Origin of the sequence: Silanimonas sp., from assembly GCF_044377035.1 — a bacterium.
Classification (GTDB): Bacteria; Pseudomonadota; Gammaproteobacteria; order Xanthomonadales; family Xanthomonadaceae; genus Silanimonas.
Map to the genome: position 1 here is coordinate 1 of NZ_JBILJW010000022.1, position 21,526 is coordinate 21,526.

The window sequence follows — 21,526 nt, forward strand, 5'->3', positions numbered from 1 at the left end:
GCCGCTGGTGGGCGTGTTCACGCTGCTGCAGTTCCGCCCGGACGCGGCGTGGCTGCTGTTCGACGCCTCGATGCTGGCGCAGGCGGAAGCCATGTACGACCCCGCGGCCGAGCACTACGGCCGCGAGCGCGGCGCCGACGGCGACTTCCAGATGTTCGGCTTCTACGTGATGAACAACATCAGCATTGGCTTCCGCAGCTTCGCGTCCGGCCTGCCGGCGGGCCTCGGCGCGCTGTACGTGATGGTGTTCAACGGCGTCACGATCGGCGGCATCGCCGGGCACCTGCACGTGTCCGGCTATGGCGACACCTTCTGGCGCTTCGTCGTCACCCATGGCGCGCCGGAACTCACCGCCATCGTCATCGCCGGTGGCGCCGGCCTGCGCATCGGCCTCTCGCTGATCGCGCCGGGCCGCCTGCGCCGCCGCGACGCGCTCATCGCTTCCGGCCGCGACGGCGCCAAGCTCTGCCTCGGCGTGTTCGTGATGCTGCTGCTGGCGGCCTTCATCGAAGCCTTCTGGTCGTCGAAGGCGGACCTGCCGGATCTCGTGCGCTTCCCGCTGGCGGCCGCACTCTGGGCGGCCATTTTCTGGTGGTTGGCGATGGGCGGGCGAGGGCGTAGCGATGCGGATTGACCGCCTCGGCATCGCGCTGCGCGCGCGCACCTCTTGGGAGGCCGTCGATCTCGGCATCGCCTTGGCACGCCAACACGCGCGAGTCTGGGTCGGGCCGTGGCTGCTCTGCGCCGGCCTGCTCTGCGCGGTGCTGCTGGGCGTGGGGCATCTGCTCGGTTGGCTGTGGCTGGCGCCGCTGATGCTGTGGTGGCTGAAGCCCGCCCTCGACCGCATTCCGCTGTTCGTGTTGTCGCGCGCGGTGTTCGGCCACGAGCCGACGCGCGCCGAGGTGTATCGCGCCGCGTGGCGCTGGGGCTGGGGCCCGACGCTGCCGCGCTTGCTGTGGCTGCGCTTCGACCCCTTCCGCGCGCTCTCGCTGCCCAGTGACCTGCTCGAAGGCCTGCCGCGTGCCGAGCGCGGCCAGCGCCGCAGCCTGCTGCGTCGAGACGGGGCACCGCAGGCGGCCGGCTTGTGGCTGCTGCTGCCGTGGTTCGAACTGGTGCTGGTGGCGAGCGTCTGGGCGCTGGTGGGCTTGATGATCCCGCTGGAGTGGTGGGAAGCCCGTGGCGGGGATTGGATGGGCGCGCTGGGCAAGGACGCCACGCCGTGGCTCGACCTCGTCCTCAACGCCGTGGGTTGCGTCGGCGTGCTGGTGATCGAACCGTTCTTTGTCGCCGCCGGCTTCGGCCTCTACCTCAGCCGCCGTGTGCACCTCGAAGCCTGGGACCTCGAGCTCGGCTTCAAGCGCATGGCCGCGCGTGCCGTGGCGGCCGGTCGCGGCGCAGGTGGCGTGCTCGTGCTGCTGCTCGCGGTGCTGGCGATGCCGACGGCGCTCGATGCGAAAGAGAAGGTGGCGAAGTCGCTCGACCTGCCCGAGCGCGCGACGCGCCTGCCCGAGGGCTTCGCCGATGACGCGCAGACCGCGCGCTTGGATGCGGCGCTGCGCGAGGCGCGCAACGATGCCTCGCTCGGCGGCACCAAGACGGTGCAGCGCTGGCGCATGAAGGACCTGCTCTCCGACCTCGACGAGGAACAGGCGCAGCCGCTGATCGACTGGCGCGAGAAGCTGGGCGAACTGGTCGGCCGCCTGGTGGGCATGGCCGCCGAGCTGCTGCTGTGGGCCGTGGCCCTGCTGGCGCTGGCCTACGTGCTCTGGCGCTACCGCGATTGGCTGCCGTGGCGTCGCGAGCGCGCGGCCGAAGCGCATGCCCCGCCGCCGCTGCGCCACCGGGGACTCGCGCCGGAAGACGTCGCCGCCGCGCCCGAGCTGCTGCAGCGTGCGCGCGCCGCATGGGCGCGTGGCGAGGCCCGCGAGGCCTTCGCCTGCCTGTATCGCGCCGGCCTGCGCGAGGTGTCGGCGCGGCGCCCGCGGCCGCTGCCGCCTGGCACCACCGAAGGCGAGCTGCTGCGCGCGGCACGCACGCTGGCGCATGCGCCGGCCGCCGAGCACGTGCGCCGTCTCGTGCAGGCCTGGCGCGCCGTGGCCTACGCCGGGGCACGCCCTGATGCCGCGGCCTTCGAGGCGCTGATCGCCGCGTGGCCCGACGCCTTCGGGGAGGGCCGCGCATGACACCGCGTCGTCGCAACCTCGCCATCGGTGCCGCGGCGCTCGTCTTCGTCGGCCTGATGGTCGGCGCCTTCCTCGCCACCCATGAGCGCGTCACCGTCGAGCAGCCCACGCCGCCCACCGCGGAAGCGCGCGCGAACCCGCTGCACGGGCTGACGCTGGCCCTGCGCGCCGCCGGACAGGAGGTGGTGCTAAAGGGCCATGTCGATTTCCGCCGCACCCCGCCGCCGCCGCGCGGCACGCTGGTGCTGCTGTACCCCGAAGCCCAAGTGGAAACCGACGACGACAGCTGGGCCTTGCTGGACTGGGTGGAGCAGGGCGGACGCCTCGTGCTGCCCATGCCTTCCGGCGATGCCGCGCCGTCGCTTTCGACCATGCTCGGCGAAGGGCTCGGCGTCGAGGCACTGCGTGGCGCCGCGGCCGACGTTGACTGCCCGCGCCTGCGGTTGGCCGAAGGGGTGTCGGAGGTCGTCTGCGGAACACCGTTCGCGGTGACCGGCCTGATCGACGACGCCCTCGTCTGGCCGAAGGCTGGCCACGCCCGCATCGCCCGCCTGCCCTATGGCGAAGGCGAGGTGCTGGTCCTGAGCGAGCTCGATGCCTTCACCAACCGCCGGCTTTCGCCGCTCGGCACCACCGCCGATGCCGAGGCCGATGCCGAGCGGCAGCAGCGACGCGACGCGCAGACGCGCCTGATGGCGCAGCTCGCCGGCGCCTGGGTCGATGGCGAAGCGGTGTGGATTCTTAGCCATCGCGGCGGCTCGCTGGCCGCGCTGCTGTGGCGCGAAGGTTGGCCGGTGATGCTCGGCCTCGCGCTCGCCTTGCTGGCGTGGCTGCGCTGGGCGAGCCAGCGCCTCGGGCCGATGGTGCCCTCGCCCGCCGCGCATCGCCGCGCGCTGATGGAGCACATCGACGCCGCCGGGCAGTTCGCCTTCCGCAACGACCACGGCGCCTCCCTGCATGCCGCGCTTCGCGAGGCCGTGCTGGAACGCCTTGCGCAACGGCATGCCCTGGCGCGTCTCGACGAGGCCGCGCTCGCGCAGGCCTTGGCCGACCGCAGCCGCGTCCCCGTCGACGCCATCGCCGCGGCGCTCGCGCTGCCGCATCGCGCCACGCCCGACCAGTTCCGCGAGGCCGTCGCCACGCTCGCCACCCTGCTGCACCGACTCTGATCCCCACTTCCGCCTCGCTACACGAACCGGACCCGCGCATGAGCCCCGACCAACCCGCCCCGCCGCCGCTGCCCTTCGCCGAACTCGCCGACCGCGTCGCCGCGGTGCGCCGCGAGATCGGCCAGGCCTTCATCGGCCAGGACGCCGTCCTCGACCAGCTGTTGTTGGCGCTGCTCGGCGGCGGCCACGTGCTGATCGAAGGCGTGCCCGGCCTCGGCAAGACCTTGCTGGTGCGCGCGCTGGCCGCCGTGATGCGCTGCCAGTTCTCGCGCGTGCAGTTCACGCCCGACCTGATGCCCAGCGACGTGAGCGGCCACGCCGTGTACGACCCGAAGACCGAAACCTTCAGCGTGCGCCGCGGCCCGGTGTTCACGAACCTCCTGCTCGCCGACGAGATCAACCGCGCCCCGGCGAAGACGCAGTCGGCCCTGCTGGAGGCGATGCAGGAGCAGCAGGTGACGATCGAAGGCCAGAGCTTCCCACTGGCCGCTCCGTTCATGACCATCGCCACGCAGAACCCGGTCGAGCAGGAGGGCACCTACCCGCTGCCGGAAGCCCAGCTCGACCGCTTCCTGCTGAAGATCCTGATCGGCTATCCCTCGCTGGCCGACGAAGTGCGCATGGTCGAGGCCATCAGCACCGGCCGTGCGCGCGCCGACTTCGACCTGTCCACGCTGAAGGCGCTGCTCGCGCCCGAGGATGTGGTGGCCATGCAGCAGGCGGTCGCGTCGGTGCGCGTCGATGCCGCCGTGCTCGACTACGCGGTGCGCCTCGTCCACGCCACCCGCGAATGGCCGGGGATTGCGATGGGCGCCGGCCCGCGCGGTAGTCTCGCGCTGGTGCGGCTGGCTCGCGCGCAGGCAGCGATGGAGGGTCGCGATTTCGTCGTGCCGGACGACGTGCGCGACGTGCTGCTGCCGGCGCTGCGCCATCGCATCGCGCTGAGCCCTGAGCTGCAGCTCGAAGGCCAGTCGCCGGATGCGGTGCTTTCGGCCTTGCGTGAACGGGTGAAGGCCCCGCAGAAGTGAGGCCGACCCGCGCCACCATCGCGCTGCTGGCCCTGTGGGGCCTGGCTGGTTTGGCGATTCCGCTCGCTGGCCTCGCGACGATGCATTGGGGCGTGGCGGGCGCCGTGCTCGGTGCCGCACTGCTGCTGGATGCTCTCGCGCTGTCGCGGCAGCCGTCGCCGGGCTTCGAACGCCAGATGCCCGCCGTGCTGCCCCTCGGCCCGTGGGCGACGGTGACCTTGCGGCTGACCAACACCGCCCGCGGTGCGTTGCGCGGCACCCTGCATGACGGGCATCCCGGTGACTGGACCGTGGAGGACCAGCCCCGCGATCTGCGCATCGCGCCCCGCGAGGTGCTGGAGCTCACCTACCGCACGCTGCCGCCGCGCCGCGGCGAAGCGGTGTTCGAGCCCGGCTGGTGGCGGCAGGTCTCGACCCTGCGCCTGTGGACGCAAACCCGCCGTCTTGGCGCGACCACGCCGGTGCGCGTGTTCCCGAACTTCGCGCCGCTCGCCGGCCTCGCCCTGCACACCGCCGAGCAGGCCACGCGGATGACCGGCGCGCACCTCGCCCGGCGTCGCGGCGACGGCACCGAGTTCCACCAGATGCGCGAGTACCGCACTGGCGACAGCCTGCGGCAGATCGACTGGAAGGCCACGGCTCGTGCGCGCCGCCTGATCTCGCGCGAGTACCAGGAAGAGAAGAACCAGCGCGTCACCCTGTTGCTCGACTGCGGCCGCCGCCTGCTCGCCGAGGATGGCGGGCTGACGCACTTCGACCACGCCCTCAACGCCGCCTTGCTGGTCGCCTACACGGCACTGCGGCAGGGCGATGCCGTCGCTTTGCAGACCTTCGGCGCGGTCGATCGCAGCGTGCCTTCGGTGCGCGGTGTTGGTGGGCTGGACGCGCTGGTGGAAGCGACCTTCGACGTGCAGCCGGCACCGGTGGCCGCCGACTACCTCGAGGCCGCGCGCCGCGTGCTGGCGCAGAACGCCCGCCGCAGCCTGGTGCTGGTCGTCACCAATGTGCGCGACGAGGACGCCGACGACCTGCTCGCCGGGCTCGAACTGCTGCAGCGCCGTCATCTCGTCTGCGTGGCCAGCTTGCGCGAAAGCGCGCTCGACGCCGCGATGGCGGCCGAGCCCCACCGCTTCGAGGACGCGCTGCGCCTCGGCGCGACCCAGCAGTACCTCGCCTCGCGCAAGCGCGCCCACGCCCAGCTGCGGGCGCGTCGCATCGATGTGCTGGACGTGCGCTGCGAGCAGCTGCCCGCAGCCCTCGTGCAGCACTACCTCGCCATCAAGCGGGCCGGGCGGCTGTAAGGGCCGGCCTTCCGCTGGCGTACCACGGACATGACCTCCGTCACTTCCACCCCTCGGCGCCAGGCCACAGTCTGAGCTCGAGGACTCTCCCTCCACGCATTGGGGAATGCGCGCATGAAACTCGTCGACATCTTCCTTGACCCGGCCAAGGTCTTCACGGCCGAAAAGGACAAGCCCACCTTCCTGCTGCCGATGGCGATCATGGTCGTCCTGTCGGTGGCGATGATCCTCGCCTACTACCTGCGCGTCGATTCCGTGTGGTTCCAGGACTTCTCGCTGACGATGATGGGCCAGGAGATGACGCCGGCCGAGATCGCCCAGGCGAAGCAGTTCATGCCCGGCGCCAAGGTGCAGGGCTACATCGGTGCCGCCGGTACCCTGATCTTCGTGCCCATCGTGTACGCGGTGTTCGCGCTGTACTACTTCCTCGCCGGCAAGATCGCCGGCGCCGGGCTGTCCTACAAGCACAGCCTGTCGCTGACCACGTGGGCCGCGATGCCGACCGCGCTTGGCGCCCTGATCGGCACCATCGGCGCGCTGACGATGGAACCGCAGACGCCGCTGCACGCGATCTCGCTGACGCGCATCGACCCGCTGCTGGTGCAGCTGCCCTTCGACCACGACCTGAGCACGCTCGCCAAGGGCTTCGACCTGCTCGGCTTCTGGGCCATTGCGCTCGGCGCCATCGGCTGGAAGACCTTCACCCGCAGCGGCTGGGGTTCGGCCGTCTTCGTCGCGGCGCTGCCTTCGGTGCTGATCTACGGCATCTGGCTGCTGATCGCCCTGCTCTGACCTCCTGGCCCCTCCTCCATGCGCATCCCGAAGAAAGCCCTGATCGCGGGCGGCATCGTTCTGCTCCTCGCCCTGCCCTTTATCGCCAAGCGCGGTGGCGGTGATGCGGTGGAGGTGCAGGCCGCCACCGCGGCGCCGCAGGCCATCCGCCCGACCATACTTGCCTCCGGCACGCTGGCCTTCCGCACCGAGGTGAAGCTCACCGCGGAAGTGCTGGCGCAGGTCAGCGAGGTGCTGGTGAAGGACGGCGACCGCGTGCAGCGCGGCCAGGTGCTGCTTCGCCTCGACCCGGAGACCTACCGAAACGCCATCGAGCGCGAGGAAGCCAGCCGTCGGCAGGCCCTGATCAGCATCGAGCGCCAGCGCGTCACGCTGGCCCTGCGCGAGAAGCAGTTCGAGCGCTACCAGCGTTTGGCGGACGCACAGACCATCGACCGCGCCCGCTTCGACGAAGAGAAGAACCAGCTCGAACTCGCCCGCATCGAACTGAAGAGCAGCGAGGAAGCACTCAAGCGCTCCGAGGCCATCCTCGCCGACGCGCGCGAGACCCTGCAGAAGACGGAAGTGGTGGCACCGATCGACGGCACCGTCGTGGGCGTGACCATCAAGGCCGGCGAGACCGCCGTGCCCTCCACGCAAGCCTTCGCCGGCGCGCAGCTGATGACCATCGCCGACACCAGCGCCATCGAGGCGCGGCTGAGGGTCGACGAGGGCGACATCGCCAAGGTCGCCGCCGGCCAGAAGGTCGATGTCTACCCCGCAGCCTTCCCCGACACCGCGGTGCCGGGCGTGGTGCGCCAGGTGGCTTTGGCGCCGATCCTTGAGAATCAGGGTCGTGCCTACGAGGTCATCGCCGAGCTCACGCCGCCGGAAGGCTTGGCCATGCGTTCGGGCATGAGCGCGCGCGCCGACCTGTTCCTTGGCGATGGCGCCTCGACGCTCGCCGTCCCGGTGGAAGCGGTGATCGCCAGCGAGCCCGAGCCGCGCAAGACCGCCCACCACGTGTGGCGCATCGTCGACGGCAAGGTGAACAAGATCGAAGTGCAGGTCGGTGAGGCTGACGATCGCTGGCAGGCCATCACCTCGGGCCTGTCCGAGGGCGACCGCGTGGTCTCGGGCCCCGGCCGCGCGCTGCGCCAGCTGATGGAAGGCGGCAGCATCAAGGAGATCGAGCCCAAGGACGACGAGGACGCCAAGGGCGACGACGCGGCTAATGCCGAAGACACCGACGCCGAGGACGACGCCGGGTGATCGAGCTCGTCGGCATCCACAAGCACTACTTGATGGGCGACCAGGAGGTCCGCGCCCTCGACGGCGTCGATCTCTTCATCGACCGCAACGAGTACGTGGCCCTGATCGGGCCCTCGGGCTCCGGCAAGTCGACGCTGATGAACCTGCTCGGCTGCCTCGACACGCCGAGTGCCGGCCACTATCTGTTGAATGGCCGCGACACCGCGACGCTCGACGACAACGAGCTGGCGCACGTGCGCAACCGCGAGGTGGGCTTCGTGTTCCAGAGCTTCCACCTGCTGCCGCGCATGAGCGTGCTCGACAACGTGATGCAGCCGCTGGTCTACCGCGGCCTGCCCCGCGCCGAGCGCCGCCGCCGGGCCGTCGAATCGTTGGAGCGCGTGGGCTTGGGCAATCGGCTCGACCACCGGCCGAACCAGCTCTCCGGCGGCCAGCGCCAGCGCGTGGCCGTCGCACGCGCGCTGGTGGGCGAGCCCTCGCTGCTGCTCGCCGACGAACCCACCGGCAACCTCGATTCGCGCACCTCCGCCGAGATCATGGCGCTGTTCGACGCGCTTCACGCGCAGGGCCAGACCGTCGTCGTGGTGACGCACGAACCCGACATCGCCGCGCACTGCCACCGCACGGTTCGCATCGGCGACGGCCGCATCGTCGAAGACCGGAGGACGCGCTGATGCAGGCCCTGCTCGAAGCCTTCCGCGCCGCCCTCGCCAGCCTGATGGCCAACCGCATGCGCAGCGTCTTGACGACGCTGGGCATCGTCATCGGCACCGGCTCGGTGATCGCCGTCGTGTCGCTGGTGCAGGGGTTCTCCGCCTCGATCAAGAACCAGCTCGCCGATCTCGGTGGCAGCACGCTGACGCTGCAGGCCGTCAACACCAACGAGAACTTCCAGAGCGGCCGGCTCAACTACATCACCTTCGACGACATCAACGTGCTGCGCTACCGCGTGCCCGGCGTTGGCCAAGTCGCACCGATCCTGGCGGTGAACGTCCCCGGCATCAGCTACCAGGGCCGCACGGTGACGGCGCAGGTGCAGGCCAGCAACGCCGACTACGCCGCCGTGTACGCGCGCTGGCCGGTGAAGGGCCGCTTCCTCGCGCCGGCCGACGATCGCGGCCGCCGCAAGGTGGCGGTGATCGGCGACAAGCTGCGCGTCGACCTCGACCTGCCCGAAGACCCGATCGGCGAATACATCCGCATCGGGAACGAGTGGTTCAAGGTGATCGGGCTGATGGAGAAGCAGGGCGACCTGCTCGGCTTCAGCCTCGACAACTATCTGATCATCCCCTTCGACGTCGGGCGCTCGATGATGGGGGCCAGCAACCGCCCCTTCATGCAGGCGAGCTTCACCGTGCCCGACCTCGAGCAGGTGAACACCGTGCGCGAGCGCGTCACGCGGGCCATCCGCACCGCGCGCCGCACGCCGGCCAGTGAAGGCAATACCTTCAAGGTCGAAGCGGCCGACGCTTTCGTGAAGCAGTTCGACCAGATCGCCGGCACGGCCACGCTGGTGGTCGGCGGTGTGGTCGGCATCAGCCTTCTCGTGGGCGGCATCGGCATCATGAACATCATGCTGGTGTCGGTGACGGAACGAACCCGCGAGATCGGCATCCTCAAGGCGCTGGGCGCCACGCGTCGCGACATCCTCGTGCAGTTCCTGCTCGAAGCCGCGATGCTCGCCCTGCTCGGCGGGATCATCGGAATCATCCTGGGCATTGCCGCGGGCGTGGGCATCGCCGCGATGATCCCGGGCTTCCCGCCGGCCTCGGTGCCGATCTGGGTGATCGCCGCGGCGGCCGGCTTCTCGGCCCTCGTGGGCGTCATCTTCGGCATCATGCCGGCCTCGAAAGCCGCGGGGCTCGACCCGATCGAGGCGCTGCGCTACGAGTAGCGCCGCCCACCGCTCCGGGCCCGCGCGCCCGGAGCGTCGGCCCGTCGGCTTGGGGGCACAGCCCCCTCGCCGCGGGGTGGTTCCTGCGTATGCTTCGGTGTCCCCGAAGCCACCCGCCTCGACCATGCCGCAGCCCCGCGCCGTCGCTCTTCGACTTGCTCCGCTTGCCCTGCTCGCGTCCGCGCTGGCCTCCGCGCCGTTCGCTGCCCACGCGGCACCGGCCACCGCCGCGCCGCTCGATGCGGCCATCGCCGAGGTGCTGCCCGAACTCACCGCATGGCGCCGCGACCTGCACCAGCACCCCGAGCTCGGCACGCTGGAAACGCGCACCGCGGCCAAGGCTGCGGCGCATCTGCGCAGCCTCGGCCTCGACGTGCGCGAAGGACTCGGCGTCACCGGCGTGGCCGCCATCCTCAAGGGCGCGAAGCCCGGTCCGCGCATCGCGCTACGCGCCGACATGGATGCGCTGCCGGTCACCGAGGCGACGGGCCTGCCGTTCGCATCGACCGTGCGCACGACGTATCGCGGGCAGGACGTCGGCGTGATGCACGCCTGCGGCCACGACGCCCACGTTGCTCTGCTGATGGCCGCGGCCGAGGTGCTGGTCGGCATGAAGGACCAGCTCGCTGGCGAAGTGATGTTCGTGTTCCAGCCAGCGGAGGAAGGCCCGCCGCAGCCCGGCCAGATCGTCGGTGCGAAGGCGATGATCGACGACGGCCTGTTTGCCGATTGGAAGCCTGACGCCATCTACGGCCTGCATGTCTGGGCGGCGCTGCCGGCCGGCACGGTGGGCTACCGCAGCGGCCCGACCATGGCCTCGGTCGATGAGTGGAACCTCGTCATCCGCGGCCGGCAGACCCACGGCGCGCGTCCCTGGGACGGCATCGACCCCGTCACCATCGCGGCGCAGGTGCAGATGGCGATGCAGACCATCGTCTCGCGCCAGACCGACATCGTGCGCTCGCCCGTGGTGCTCTCCACGGGCCAAGTGCAGGCCGGCGTGCGCTTCAACATCATCCCCGACGAGGCGCGCATGGCCGGCACGCTGCGCGCTTTCGACGACGGCGTGCGCGCCGACGTGATTGCGCGCTTCGAGCGCACCGCGAAGGCCATCGCCGAGTCGGCCGGTGCGACCGCCGAGCTCAGCGTCAACCTCAATGCGCCGCTCACCGCGAATGCCGCCGAACGCGCGGAGCGCGGCGGTGCGGCATTGCGCGCGGCGTTGGGCGAGGACAAGGTCGTGGAGATGCCACTGCTCACCATTGGCGAGGACTTCTCGCAGTTCAGCACGGTGGCGCCGACCTTCTACTGGTTCGTGGGCAGCACCGGCCCGGGTATCGACCCGCGCCGCGCGCCGATGAACCACTCGCCGGAATTCATGTTCGACGAATCGGCGCTCGAGCCGGGCCTGCGCAGCCTGCTGGCCGTGGCACTCGACGCCCTGCACTCACCGCCGCCCGCCACCGCGCCGTCCGCCGCCCGCTGAGCCGATGCGCCGCCTGCCGATCCACGCGCTGGTCATCCCGTTGCTGGCCGCCCTGCTGGTCGGCTTCAACCTGCTGGCGCCGTTCGACACGCGGGTTTACGACCAGCTGATGGGTCTGCACCAGCGCGAGGCGCCGCCGGAGATCGTGCTGGTCCACATCGACGGGGAAGCCGAGCGCCGCTACCCCGACTTCATCGATCGTCGGCCGCTGGCCTTGGCCCGCCTCGTCGATCGCCTGAACCAGGTGAAGCCGCGCGTGATCGGCGCCTACCTCGCCTTCGACGCGCGCGATCCGCGCGACCGCGAGGGCCTTGGCGTGCTGCGCGAGGCGCTGGCCCGCCATGGCAACACGGTCGGCAAGGCCTTCGTCGGCGACACCGCGCACCAGAGTGCCGAGGAAGCGTTCCGCGCCGCCGAGAAAGTGGGCTTCCGCACGCTGGGCCTGCAGCTCGTCGCCACCGGCGACGACAACGTGATCCGCGGCAGTTTCCATGCCGCGCCGCTGGCCGGCGCGCTGCGGCCGAGCTTTGCCCTCGCCCTGCTGCAGCAGGCCGGCGACCTCGTGCCCGAGGAGCGCCGCGCGGCCCTGCAGGCCGCGTTCGACTCGCCCACCGTCGCCGAGGACGCGTATGTCTTCGCCTTCCTGGGCGGTGGCGGCAGCGTGCGTCAGGTCAGCGCCGCCGACGTGCTCGATGGCGAGGTGCATCCGGACGTCTGGCGCGACCGCATCGTCATCATCGGGCAGTCCGAGCAGGACACCGAGATCAACCTCACCACCGCCGTCTCGGGCTGGGCCGAGCACGGCCTCACCGTCGACGAATACGAGGCGCAGGCGACCGCGGCCCTGCTCACCGGCCACGTGTTCCGCGTGCTTTCGTCGTGGACCGACGCGGCCATCGTCGGCAGCGTGCTGCTGGTCTTCGCCCTGGCCCTGAACCACCTGCGCCAACGCCGGGCCGCGGTGCTCGCGGTTGGCTTCCTCGTCCTGGTGCTGGTGGCCTACCTGGTGGCCTACCGCATGCTGGTGTGGCTGCCGCCGGTGGTGCTGGCGATCGCCTTGCCCGTTCAGGTGTTCGTCGAAGTGATCCATCGCTACGTGCGCTCGGCCTCGATGCTGGCCGCCGAGATCGCCGTGCTGCGCCGCGAAGCCACCGCGCCGCCGGCCACCCGTCGCGGCTTCGATTTCGACGAGGCGCTGGCCGCGGTGCGCCAGGCGGTGGCCAGCATCCGCCGGCAGCGCGAGTACGTGCATCGGCTGATCGACGTGCAGCCGGCCGCCATCATCGTCATCGACGGCCAGCAGCGCCTGCGCCTCGGCAACGCCCAGGCCGTGGCCTGGCGCACCGACCCCGAAGCGCCGATGGGCACGCTGCGCGACTGGTTGGCCGCGGTCGACCTGCGCCTTCCGGCCGACGCCGGTCAGTACGTGGGCGCCGGCAGCGCGCGCCTGCTGGCGCAGTGCGGCGAACGCGAGGTGGTCGTCGCCTTCGAACCCCTGCCCGGCGGCCGCGAGCCCGACCAGCACGACACCCTCGTCTGCGTCACCGAGCTCACTGGCCTGATGGCCGACCAGCGTGAGCGCCAGGCCGCCATCGACTTCCTCTCGCACGACCTGCGCGCGCCGGCCCATGCCCTCGTCGAGCTCTGCGAGGGGGTGCTGGCCGATCCGACCCTCACGCCGTCCACCCAGCAGGTGCTGCGCAGCGCCGAGCGGCTTTCCCGCCGCATGGTCCAGATGGCGACGACCTACCTCGATTTCGTGCGCTCGGCCTCGCCCGAGGCCTTCACCCGCGCCGAGCCGGTGCTGTTGGCCGACGTGGTGCTGGAAGCGGTCGAGACCAGCACGCCGGAAGCCAGCGCCAAGCAGGTTCGGATGGAGCTGGCCCTTGACGACCAGGAGGCCGGCTGGGTGATCGGCGACGCCGCCCTGCTGCGGCGCGCGGTCGAGAACCTGCTGAGCAATGCGGTGAAGGTGACCCCGTCCGGTGGGCATGTGGATGTGCGCGTGGAGCGCCGACACGAGGCGCTGGCCATCGTCGTCCGCGACGGTGGTCCGGGCATCGCCCCGTCCCGGCGCAGCCAGCTGTTCCAGCGCTTCGGGCCCCTGGCGCGCACGCCGAAGTCCTCGACCCGTTCGGTCGGCCTCGGTCTCGCCATGGTGATGAGCGTGGTGGCGCGCCACCGCGGCACCGTCTTCGTCGACAACCCGCCGGAAGGCGGTGCCGAGTTCCGCATCGAGCTGCCGCTCGAGCGCGAGGCCTCAGTCGTCTGAGGCGCCGGCCGCCGCGGGGGCGAGTTCCAGCCGGTAGCCCTCGCGATAGACGTTCGAGAGCCGGAGGCCGTTCTCCGCGAACATCAGCTTGCGGCGCAGCGTGTACAGGTGGGTGTCGAGCGTGCGGGCCGAACCGCCGATGTCGCGGCCCCAGATGGCGGCCACCAGCTCCTCGCGCCGGACCAGCCGGTCGCGATGCAGGAACAGGTACCACGCTAGGTCGAATTCCTTGGGCTGCAGCTCGATGCGCTCGCCGTCGCGGGTGAGCTCGCGGGAGGCGCCGTCGATCCGGTAGGGGCCGAACTCCACCCGCAGCGGGGCCGTGGTGGCGCCCTGGAAGCGTCGCGTCACGGCGGCGATCCGGGCCAGCAGCACGGTCGCCGAGGTCGGCTTGATGATGTAGTCGTCGGCGCCGACGGCCAGCGCCTCGACGATGCGCTCATCGTCGTCGAAGCGGCTGAAGATGATGATCGGGGCCCGGCGGCCGACGGAACGGTGCACCCAGCCCACCAGGGCGGTGCCCTCGGTGTCGGGCAGGTGCCAGTCGAACAGGAACAGTTCGTGCCTCGCCTCGCGCACCTCGGACATGAACTGCACGCCCTCGGTGAACCACTCCACCTCGTGGCCGGCGGCCCGCAGGGCGGCGATGGCGCGTTCCGCCTCGATGCGGTCGTCCTCCACCAGCGCCACGCGCAGCGGCGGGTGCGCCGTCACCATCGGCGTGCTCATGCGCGACCGCTCCCGGGGTGGGGGGAGGCGGGCGTCGCGAAGCGGGTCGGGCAGGCGGGCATGGCGTCGAGTGTGGCGATCGATCCCGGCGAAGTGAAGCCGCGCAAAAAAGAAAACCCGACCACGGCGGGGGCCGGGTCGGGCTCGGAGGGGGTGCGACCACCAAGCAGCACGGTCGCAGAACAGGGCGGAAGCGAAGGCAGGGGGGGTGCCTCGCGTCGCGCCGCTCGAAGCGTATCGAACCGCTCCTCCACCCCCCGGGGGTGAGGGGCGGGCGAAGCATGACGGAATCCCCGCGGCGAAGAGTCAGGAATACTCAAAACGCGCCGATTGAACGACGAACGGTTTCAGCGCCTACTAGCCGCGAACCGGCCCGGAGGCCGCCGGTGGCGGGTTTCCGGCAGGTCCGGACCCCTGCCGCGGCACGGGTCTTGCACTCCCCACCACGACCGCAAGGACCCACTCATGGCCGACAAAAAGCCCGCACCCGCCGCCGCACCCGCCGACGCCGCCGCCAAGCCCAAGGTGCCGCTCGTCCCGATCATCGGCGCCGCGGTGGGTTCGGCCGTCCTGGTGGCCGGCATCATGTTCTTCATGATGCCCAAGCCGGCGCACGCCCCGGCCGAGGGCGACGAGGCCGCGGAGGGTGCCGAGGCGGAGGAGGGCGAGGACGGCGCGCCCAAGCCCGAGACCCGCTACATCGAGGTCAAGGACCCGCTGGTGGTCAACCTCACGGGCGGCAGCGCCAAGTACCTGCAGGTGCAGATCCAGCTCGCCACCAAGAGCGAGGAGGGCCAGAAGGCCATCGAGACGCACCTGCCGGCGATCCGCAGTGGCTTGCTGGTGATGTTCCGCCAGCTCACCAACGAGGAGCTGTCCCAGCCCGACATCATGGTGACCCTGCAGGAGAAGGCCCTCGGGGAGACGAACAAGGTGCTGGAGGCCGAGACCGGCAAGAAGGACACCGTCACCGCCCTGCTGTTCACCAGTTTCGTCACCCAGTAAGCGACGGCCATGAGCGACCTGCTTTCCCAGGATGAGATCGACGCCCTGCTCCACGGCGTCGACTCGGGCGCAGTCGAGACCGAGACCGATGTCGATCCCGGCGTGGCGCGGTCCTTCGACTTCGCCACCCAGGACCGCATCGTCCGCGGGCGCATGCCCACCCTGGAAATGGTCAATGAGCGCTTCGCGCGCATGTGGCGCGTGGGCCTGTTCAACCTGCTGCGCCGCTCCGCCGACCTGTCGGTGCGCGGCGTCGAGCTGATGAAGTTCGCCGACTACCTGCACACGCTGTACGTGCCGACGAACCTCAACCTGATCAAGATGAAGCCGCTGCGCGGCACCGGCCTCATCGTTTTCGAGCCGACGCTGGTGTTTGCGGTGCTCGACAACTTCTTCGGTGGCGCCGGCCGCTTTCCCGCGAAGATCGAGGGCCGCGAGTTCACGCCGACCGAGATGCGCGTCATCCAGCTGATGCTGAAGCAGGCCTTCGCCGACCTGACGGAAGCCTGGGCGCCGGTGATGAACTTCGAGTTCGAATACACGAGCTCGGAAGTGAACCCGCACTTCGCCAGCATCGTCAGCCCCCGCGAATACGTGGTGGTGAGCAAGTTCCACGTCGAGCTGGAGGGCGGCGGCGGCGAGATGCACGTGACGCTGCCCTACGGGATGCTCGAGCCGATCCGCGAACTGCTGGATGCCGGCATCGCCTCCGACCGTTCCGAGAAGGACGAGAATTTCCCGATCCAGCTGCGCGAGGGCGTGAACCTCGCCGAGCTCGACGTGGCCGGCGTGCTGGCCACCAAGCGCCTCAGCGTGCGCCAGCTCGTCGCGCTGAAGGTCGGCGACGTGTTGCCGATCGACGTGCCCGCGAAGACCCCGCTGCACGTCGAAGGCCTGCCCCTGTTCGAAGGCGATTTCGGCCTGCACAAAGGCAAGAACGCCGTGAAGATCACCCGCATCACGCCCATGGCCGGCACCAAGCCGCGGGCGAACTGAGGACCACCCCATGAGCACCGAAAAAGACGCCGCTGATCTCGCCATGTGGGGCGACCTCGCGCCCAGCCCGTCGCCCGCGGCGAATCCGCCCACGGGCGGCGACGCCAACCTCGACCTGATCCTCGACGTGCAGGTCACCCTGTCGCTCGAAGTGGGCCGCGCGCGCATCCCGATCCGAAACCTGCTGCAGCTCAACCAGGGTTCGGTGGTGGAACTGGAACGCGTCGCCGGCGAACCGCTCGACGTCTACGTCAACGGCACGCTGGTTGCGCAAGGCGAAGTGGTGGTGGTGAACGAGCGCTTCGGCGTGCGGCTGACGGAAGTCGTCAGCCCGAGCGAACGCATCAAGCGCCTGCGCTGAAGCCACGCCATGAGCGAGCCCACCTCCCTGTTGCTGGCGGCTACGGCCGCCGCACCCGCCGCCGCCAAGACCCTGCAGGTCGGGCAGGCCGTGCCGCAGAGCGCCGGCCTCGGCGGCAGCCTGCTGGCGCTGGGCCTCGTCGTCGGCCTGATCCTGTTCCTCGCCTGGGTGCTGAAGAAGCTGCCGGGCGCCGGCCTGAAATCCATGGCCGGCCTGCGCACCGTGGCCAGCCTCGCGGTTGGCCCGCGCGAACGCGTGGTCATCGTCGATTGCGGCGGCCAGCAGCTGCTGCTGGGCGTCACCCAGCACAGCGTCAACCTGCTGCACACCCTGCCCGAGCCCCTGCTCGATGCGCCGACGCAAGCGGGCTTCGCCGAATTGCTGGCGCGGCTGAAGGCGCGGGATTCCGCCTAGCCCGGCACGCCGCTTGCACGTCACCGGGCATCCCCGCCGGATGCCCGTCGTGCCCACGCTCTCCACCGTCCTCCGTTACGCCTTCCTCGCCCTGACGCTGCTGCCGGCGCTGGGCTTCGCCACGCCCACCGGCCCGCAGCCCACCGGCCTGCCCGAGGTCACCGTCGCCAACGTCGGCGGCGAGAACGTCTCGGTCTCGCTCGCGGTGCTGCTGTCGATGACGGCCATCACCTTGCTGCCGAGCCTGCTGCTGGCCTGCACCGCGTTCACGCGGATCATCGTGGTGATGGCCCTGCTGCGCATGGCGCTGGGCACCGGGCAGACGCCCTCCAACCAGATCATGGTCGGGCTGGCCCTCTTCATCACGATGATGGTGATGATGCCGGTCGCCGACCAGGCGTGGGCCGCGGGCCTGAAGCCCTACCTCGACGGCACGATGCCCTTCGACGCGGCGTGGACGGCCACCTCCGAACCCTTCCGCGCCTTCATGCTGGCGCAGATCCGCGACACCGACCTGCTCACCTTCGCCAACCTCTCGGGGCACACGCAGGGCTTCGCTTCGCCGGAAGAGATCCCGTTCGGCGTGCTGGTGGCGTCCTTCATCACCTCGGAGCTGAAGACGGCCTTCGAGATCGGCTTCCTGATCTTCATTCCCTTCGTGGTGATCGACCTCGTCGTCGCCAGCGTGCTGATGTCGATGGGCATGATGATGATGTCGCCGATGCTGGTCTCGGCGCCGTTCAAGATCCTGCTCTTCGTCCTGGTCGACGGCTGGGTGCTGGTGGTCGGCACGCTGGCGGGCAGCTTCAATCCGGTCGCCATGGCGGCGGGGGCAGGCTGACATGACGCCGGAAACCGCGATCACCGAACTCCGCGCCGGCCTCGAGCTGGCCCTTCTCGTCGGCGGCCCGCTGCTGGTCGTCGTGCTGGGCGTCGGCGTCACCGTCGGCCTCGTGCAGGCGGCCACGCAGATCAACGAGCCGACCGTCGCCTTCATCGCCAAGGCCGTGGCGCTGGCCGTCGCGCTCGCCGCGATGGGCAGCTTCCTGCTCGGCAAGCTCGTCGACTACACCATCGCGCTGTTCCAGCGCATCCCCACGCTGGTGGGCTGATGGCCGCCGCGGGCAGCATCCCCGGCATCGTGCTCGACGGCGGCGACATGTTCGCCGTCATCAACGCGACGCTCTGGACCAGCCTGCGCGTCGGGGGCCTCCTGATGGTGGCGCCGCTGTTCGGCACGCGCACCGTGCCGCGCCGGGTGAAGGCCATGCTGGCGATCGCGCTGGCCTTCGCGATGGCGCCGCTGGCCGGGCCGCCGCCGCCGCTGCCGGGCGTGGATCCGCTCACCGTGCTCACCGCCGCCCGCGAGGTGTTGATCGGCGTGGGCATGGGCTTCGTCCTGCGACTCGCCTTCGAAGCCGGAGCGCTGGCCGGCGAGTTCGTCGCGCAGGGCACCGGCCTGTCCTTCGCCGTGCTGGCCGACCCGCTGCGCGGCACCAACGCGGGCGTGGTCGGGCAGTGGTTCTACCTGTGCTTCGCGCTGATCTTCCTCAGCATGAACGGGCATCTGATGATCGTGGAGCTGCTCGCCGACTCGTGGAAGGCGGTGCCGCTGCAGTCGAACTGGGTGCCGACGCCTGACGCGTTCCGCGCCATCGCCGACTTCGGCGGGCAGATGTTCCTCGTCGGCATCCAGATCGCCTTGCCCGTGGTGCTGGCGATGCTGGTGATCAACCTCGCCTTCGGCGTGATGAGCCGCGCCGCGCCTTCGCTCAACCCGATCCAGCTCGGCCTGCCGGCCTCGGTGCTGGTCGGCCTGTTGCTGATGGGCACGCTCACCGGCCAGTTGCTCGGCCCGCTGCGCGCCAATCTCGAAGCGGCCTTCGAACTCTCCACCGGCTGGTTGGGCTAGGGCCATGGCGGAGAATGAGAGCGGCCAGGAGAAAACCGAAGAGCCGAGTGCCAAACGGCTCAAGGATGCGCGCGAGAAAGGCGACAGCCCGCGATCCCCGGAGCTCGCCACGGCCTCGGTCTTTGTCGGCGCCTTGCTCTCACTGATTGCCTTCGGCGGCTGGATGGCCGGGCACGCGATGGCGTGGATGGGCAACCAGTTGCGCCATGCCGGCGAGGGCCGGGGGCTGGGTGCGGATCTGGTCAACCGAGCTGGCCTGTCGATCGGCGAGCTGATGCTGGCCGTCGGGCCGCTCATCGGCACCTGCCTGCTGTTCGCCTTCGTCGCGCCGGCCGTGATGGGTTTCAACTTCAGCACCGAGGCGCTGACGCCGAACGCCGAGCGCCTGTCGCCGATCGCCGGGCTCAAGCGCATCTTCGGTACGCAGGGTCTCGGCGAGCTGGTGAAGTCGCTGCTGCGCATCGCCATTCTGGGTGCCATCGGCACGGTCTACTACCTGTCCTACGAGGACCGCCTGCTGCAGCTCTCACAGCTGCCCGTGGCGACGGCCGCGGCGGAGGGCTTCGGCCTGATCCTCGGCCTGCTGATGGCGATGGGCGTGGGCCTCGTGTTGCTCGCCGTTGCCGACGTGCCCTGGCAGCTGTGGAGCTGGAAGCGCCGCCTGAAGATGACGCGGCAGGAACTGCTCGAGGAAATGAAGGAAATGGAGGGCCGCCCCGAGGTGAAGGGGCAGATCCGCCGCATGCAGCAGCAGCTCGCCAGCGGCCGGATGATGGAGGCCGTGCCCACCGCCGACGTGGTCGTGGTGAACCCGACGCACTACGCGGTCGCGCTGAAGTACGACCCGAAGAAGGCGCAGGCGCCCATCGTCGTCGCGAAAGGCTTGGACGAAGTCGCGCTGAACATCCGCAAGGTCGCGAGTGCGCACAAGGTTGCCATCGTCGAGGCGCCGCCGCTGGCGCGCGTGCTGCACGCGCAGGCCGAGATTGACCGAGAGATCCCGGTGAAGCTCTACCAGGCGGTGGCGCAGGTGTTGAGCTACGTCTACCAGCTCAAGGTGTGGACGCCGAAGCGCGGGGCGTACCCGACGTTGCCGGATTTCGGGGCGCTCGAGGGCGAGCCCTGATCGTCCTGCGCCGCCCGTGCAAAGGAGTGGCCGAGCCGCACGCCTTCCGCTAAGGTGCGCCGTCCCCCGCACCGCCCCCCGTCGATCCCGTGCTGTTGCTGCGCGCCCTACGTATTGCAAGGAAGCATCTGGCCACCGTCAGCTGGACGGCGCTGGCGGTCCTGATCGCCCTGCATTTCGCCAGCGCATGGGCCCTGATGGTCCTGTCCGGCGAGGAGCGCCTGGTCGAGCCGGTGGTGTGGGCCTACTTCTACGCGACGGTGGCGCTGACGGTCGGTTTCGGCGACTTCAGCCCGCAGACCGATGCCGGCCGGATGGTCGCGGCGTTCTACCTGATGCCCGGCGCCGTGGCACTGCTGGCGTCCATGATCGGAAAGACCACGGCCGTGCTCGCCGGACTGTGGCAGCGCGGCCTGCACGGCAAAAGGAGCTATCGCGACATGGAGCACCACACCATCCTCGTCGGCTGGAACGGCCGGGAATCGCACCGCATCGTCGACCTCCTCCGCCACGAGGAGCAGGGCCGCGGGGAGATCGTCATCATCGACGTCGACCTCGAAGCGAACCCCCGGCCCGACGAGGCGCGCTTCGTGAAGCTGGCCACGCTGGCGGATCCGACCGGCTACGTCCGCGCCGGCGTTCGCGCGGCGCGTCGAGTGATCATCGATGCCGCGACGGACGAGCAGACCCTGGCGGCGGCGATGGCGGTCCGCGCGCTCGGTGGCGACGCCCACGTCGTGGCGCAGTTCGACCGCGCCGAGTCGGCGACCCTGCTCAAGCGCCACCATCCGGAAGTCGAGTGCACGACGCCGGTGCAGGCCGAGCTCATCGTCCGCGCTTCGCACGACCTCGGCGCCTCCAGCGTCGCAATGGAGATGCTCTCGTTGGCTGATGGCCCGACGCAGTATTCGCTGGTGCTGCCCCTCGACACCGGCAGCCGCCGGTACGGTGACTACCTGGTCCTGCTGCGTCGCCAGCATCGCGCCACGCTGTTGGGCTACGCCCTTCGGGAAGCCCCTCTGAAGGCCATCCTCAACGCCGACGACGACACCCGCGTGCCGGCCGGCGCCACCCTGTTCTACCTCGCCAGCCGCCGCATCAAGGCGGCGGACATGCCGCTTGCGTCGGCGATGGCCTGAGCCGCCCCGCGTTTCCCCGTACCGCCCGTTCCGCATCGACAGGAGTCCCCGTGATCGCTTCGCTTACCGCCTACCTGCAGGGCCTGCCGGCCTTCCTCGCCTACTTCGGCACCTCGGTCGGGATGACCGTGCTGTTCGTGGTGGTCTATGTGCGCTTGACCCCCCACCGCGAGTTCGCGCTGATCAAGGCCAACAACGTCGCGGCTTCGCTGGCCCTCGGTGGCGCGGTCCTCGGGTTCATCCTTCCGCTGGCTTCGGCGATGGCGAATTCGGTGAGCCTCGTCGACTTCATGCTCTGGGGGCTCGTCGCCTTCGTCGTGCAGGCGGTCGCCCACCTTGCGAAGCGCCTCGTCATCGCCGACCTGCCGGAGCGCATCGCCGCGGGCGAAACCGCGGCGGGCGTGTTCGCCGGCGTCGTGTCGCTCGGCGTGGGCGTGCTCAACGCCGCCTCGATGACCTGGTGAGGGC

Annotated in this window: 22 protein-coding genes; 21 read left to right on the forward strand and 1 reads right to left on the reverse strand. The window is 70.4% G+C overall.

Translation table 11 applies throughout. The features are described 5' to 3' along the window. From ACIQ6S_RS11940 to ACIQ6S_RS11990, 11 genes are all read left to right on the forward strand, one after another. Positions 1–634 (forward strand): stage II sporulation protein M (locus ACIQ6S_RS11940; protein ID WP_397608555.1); only part of this gene is annotated, 634 nt, incomplete at its 5' end. Further along, positions 624–2,183 (forward strand): DUF4129 domain-containing protein, encoded by a 1,560-nt coding sequence (locus tag ACIQ6S_RS11945; protein WP_397608556.1) that lies wholly within the window; start codon positions 624–626, stop codon positions 2,181–2,183. The genes ACIQ6S_RS11940 and ACIQ6S_RS11945, both read left to right, overlap by 11 nt. Continuing rightward, a complete protein-coding gene (locus ACIQ6S_RS11950; RefSeq protein ID WP_397608557.1) occupies positions 2,180–3,352 on the forward strand; it encodes a DUF4350 domain-containing protein in 1,173 nt (390 codons plus the stop codon). Before ACIQ6S_RS11945 ends, ACIQ6S_RS11950 begins: the two co-directional genes overlap by 4 nt. A 38-nt stretch (positions 3,353–3,390) precedes the next feature. Beyond that, a complete protein-coding gene (locus ACIQ6S_RS11955) occupies positions 3,391–4,380 on the forward strand; it encodes an AAA family ATPase (protein WP_397608558.1) in 990 nt (329 codons plus the stop codon). Then, positions 4,377–5,681 (forward strand): DUF58 domain-containing protein, encoded by a 1,305-nt coding sequence (locus tag ACIQ6S_RS11960; protein ID WP_397608559.1) that lies wholly within the window; start codon positions 4,377–4,379, stop codon positions 5,679–5,681. The genes ACIQ6S_RS11955 and ACIQ6S_RS11960 overlap by 4 nt, the downstream gene beginning before the upstream one ends. Before the next feature lie 114 nt (positions 5,682–5,795). Then, entirely contained in the window at positions 5,796–6,473 is a 678-nt protein-coding gene (locus ACIQ6S_RS11965) for a YIP1 family protein (RefSeq protein WP_397572473.1), read from the forward strand. Between the two features lie 18 nt (positions 6,474–6,491). After that, positions 6,492–7,724: an efflux RND transporter periplasmic adaptor subunit gene (locus tag ACIQ6S_RS11970; protein ID WP_397608560.1), complete on the forward strand. Its 1,233-nt coding sequence runs from the start codon at positions 6,492–6,494 to the stop codon at positions 7,722–7,724. Next, positions 7,721–8,398, forward strand: a complete 678-nt coding sequence (locus ACIQ6S_RS11975) for an ABC transporter ATP-binding protein (RefSeq protein WP_397608561.1) — start codon at positions 7,721–7,723, stop codon at positions 8,396–8,398. The genes ACIQ6S_RS11970 and ACIQ6S_RS11975 overlap by 4 nt, the downstream gene beginning before the upstream one ends. Next, the gene (locus tag ACIQ6S_RS11980) at positions 8,398–9,618 is read left to right on the forward strand and encodes an ABC transporter permease (RefSeq protein WP_397572475.1); all 1,221 of its coding nucleotides are present in this window, start codon (positions 8,398–8,400) and stop codon (positions 9,616–9,618) included. The genes ACIQ6S_RS11975 and ACIQ6S_RS11980 overlap by 1 nt, the downstream gene beginning before the upstream one ends. 124 nt (positions 9,619–9,742) lie before the next feature. Continuing rightward, complete coding sequence (locus ACIQ6S_RS11985; protein WP_397608562.1) at positions 9,743–11,104, forward strand: amidohydrolase; 1,362 nt, start codon at positions 9,743–9,745, stop codon at positions 11,102–11,104. A gap of 4 nt (positions 11,105–11,108) precedes the next feature. Beyond that, complete coding sequence (locus ACIQ6S_RS11990) at positions 11,109–13,376, forward strand: CHASE2 domain-containing protein (protein WP_397608563.1); 2,268 nt, start codon at positions 11,109–11,111, stop codon at positions 13,374–13,376. On the opposite strand, the gene ACIQ6S_RS11995 is transcribed toward ACIQ6S_RS11990, so the two are convergent. Next, on the reverse strand, positions 13,365–14,105 hold the full coding sequence (locus ACIQ6S_RS11995; RefSeq protein WP_397608564.1) for a response regulator transcription factor: 741 nt from the start codon (positions 14,103–14,105) through the stop codon (positions 13,365–13,367). The two genes, ACIQ6S_RS11990 and ACIQ6S_RS11995, sit on opposite strands and share 12 nt — an antisense overlap. 465 nt (positions 14,106–14,570) lie before the next feature. Between ACIQ6S_RS11995 and fliL the strand changes: the two genes are divergently transcribed. From fliL to ACIQ6S_RS12045, 10 genes are all read left to right on the forward strand, one after another. Continuing rightward, positions 14,571–15,110: a flagellar basal body-associated protein FliL gene (gene fliL / locus ACIQ6S_RS12000; RefSeq protein ID WP_397572479.1), complete on the forward strand. Its 540-nt coding sequence runs from the start codon at positions 14,571–14,573 to the stop codon at positions 15,108–15,110. A 9-nt stretch (positions 15,111–15,119) separates the two neighbouring features. After that, complete coding sequence (gene fliM / locus ACIQ6S_RS12005; protein WP_397608565.1) at positions 15,120–16,106, forward strand: flagellar motor switch protein FliM; 987 nt, start codon at positions 15,120–15,122, stop codon at positions 16,104–16,106. Positions 16,107–16,149: 43 nt separating this feature from the next. Then, on the forward strand, positions 16,150–16,467 hold the full coding sequence (gene fliN / locus ACIQ6S_RS12010) for a flagellar motor switch protein FliN (protein ID WP_397608592.1): 318 nt from the start codon (positions 16,150–16,152) through the stop codon (positions 16,465–16,467). A gap of 9 nt (positions 16,468–16,476) precedes the next feature. After that, positions 16,477–16,881, forward strand: a complete 405-nt coding sequence (gene fliO / locus ACIQ6S_RS12015; RefSeq protein ID WP_397608566.1) for a flagellar biosynthetic protein FliO — start codon at positions 16,477–16,479, stop codon at positions 16,879–16,881. A 40-nt stretch (positions 16,882–16,921) separates the two neighbouring features. Continuing rightward, the gene (gene fliP / locus ACIQ6S_RS12020) at positions 16,922–17,722 is read left to right on the forward strand and encodes a flagellar type III secretion system pore protein FliP (protein WP_397572482.1); all 801 of its coding nucleotides are present in this window, start codon (positions 16,922–16,924) and stop codon (positions 17,720–17,722) included. A 1-nt stretch (position 17,723) separates the two neighbouring features. Beyond that, positions 17,724–17,993, forward strand: coding sequence for a flagellar biosynthetic protein FliQ (locus ACIQ6S_RS12025; protein WP_397572483.1), 270 nt, complete (start codon positions 17,724–17,726; stop codon positions 17,991–17,993). Beyond that, positions 17,993–18,793, forward strand: a complete 801-nt coding sequence (gene fliR / locus ACIQ6S_RS12030; RefSeq protein ID WP_397608567.1) for a flagellar biosynthetic protein FliR — start codon at positions 17,993–17,995, stop codon at positions 18,791–18,793. The genes ACIQ6S_RS12025 and fliR overlap by 1 nt, the downstream gene beginning before the upstream one ends. Positions 18,794–18,797: 4 nt before the next feature. Beyond that, the gene (flhB, locus tag ACIQ6S_RS12035; protein ID WP_397608568.1) at positions 18,798–19,919 is read left to right on the forward strand and encodes a flagellar biosynthesis protein FlhB; all 1,122 of its coding nucleotides are present in this window, start codon (positions 18,798–18,800) and stop codon (positions 19,917–19,919) included. A gap of 89 nt (positions 19,920–20,008) precedes the next feature. Beyond that, positions 20,009–21,058: an ion channel gene (locus tag ACIQ6S_RS12040; RefSeq protein WP_397608569.1), complete on the forward strand. Its 1,050-nt coding sequence runs from the start codon at positions 20,009–20,011 to the stop codon at positions 21,056–21,058. Between the two features lie 50 nt (positions 21,059–21,108). Next, positions 21,109–21,522: a DUF350 domain-containing protein gene (locus ACIQ6S_RS12045; RefSeq protein WP_397608570.1), complete on the forward strand. Its 414-nt coding sequence runs from the start codon at positions 21,109–21,111 to the stop codon at positions 21,520–21,522. Positions 21,523–21,526 lie beyond the last annotated feature (4 nt).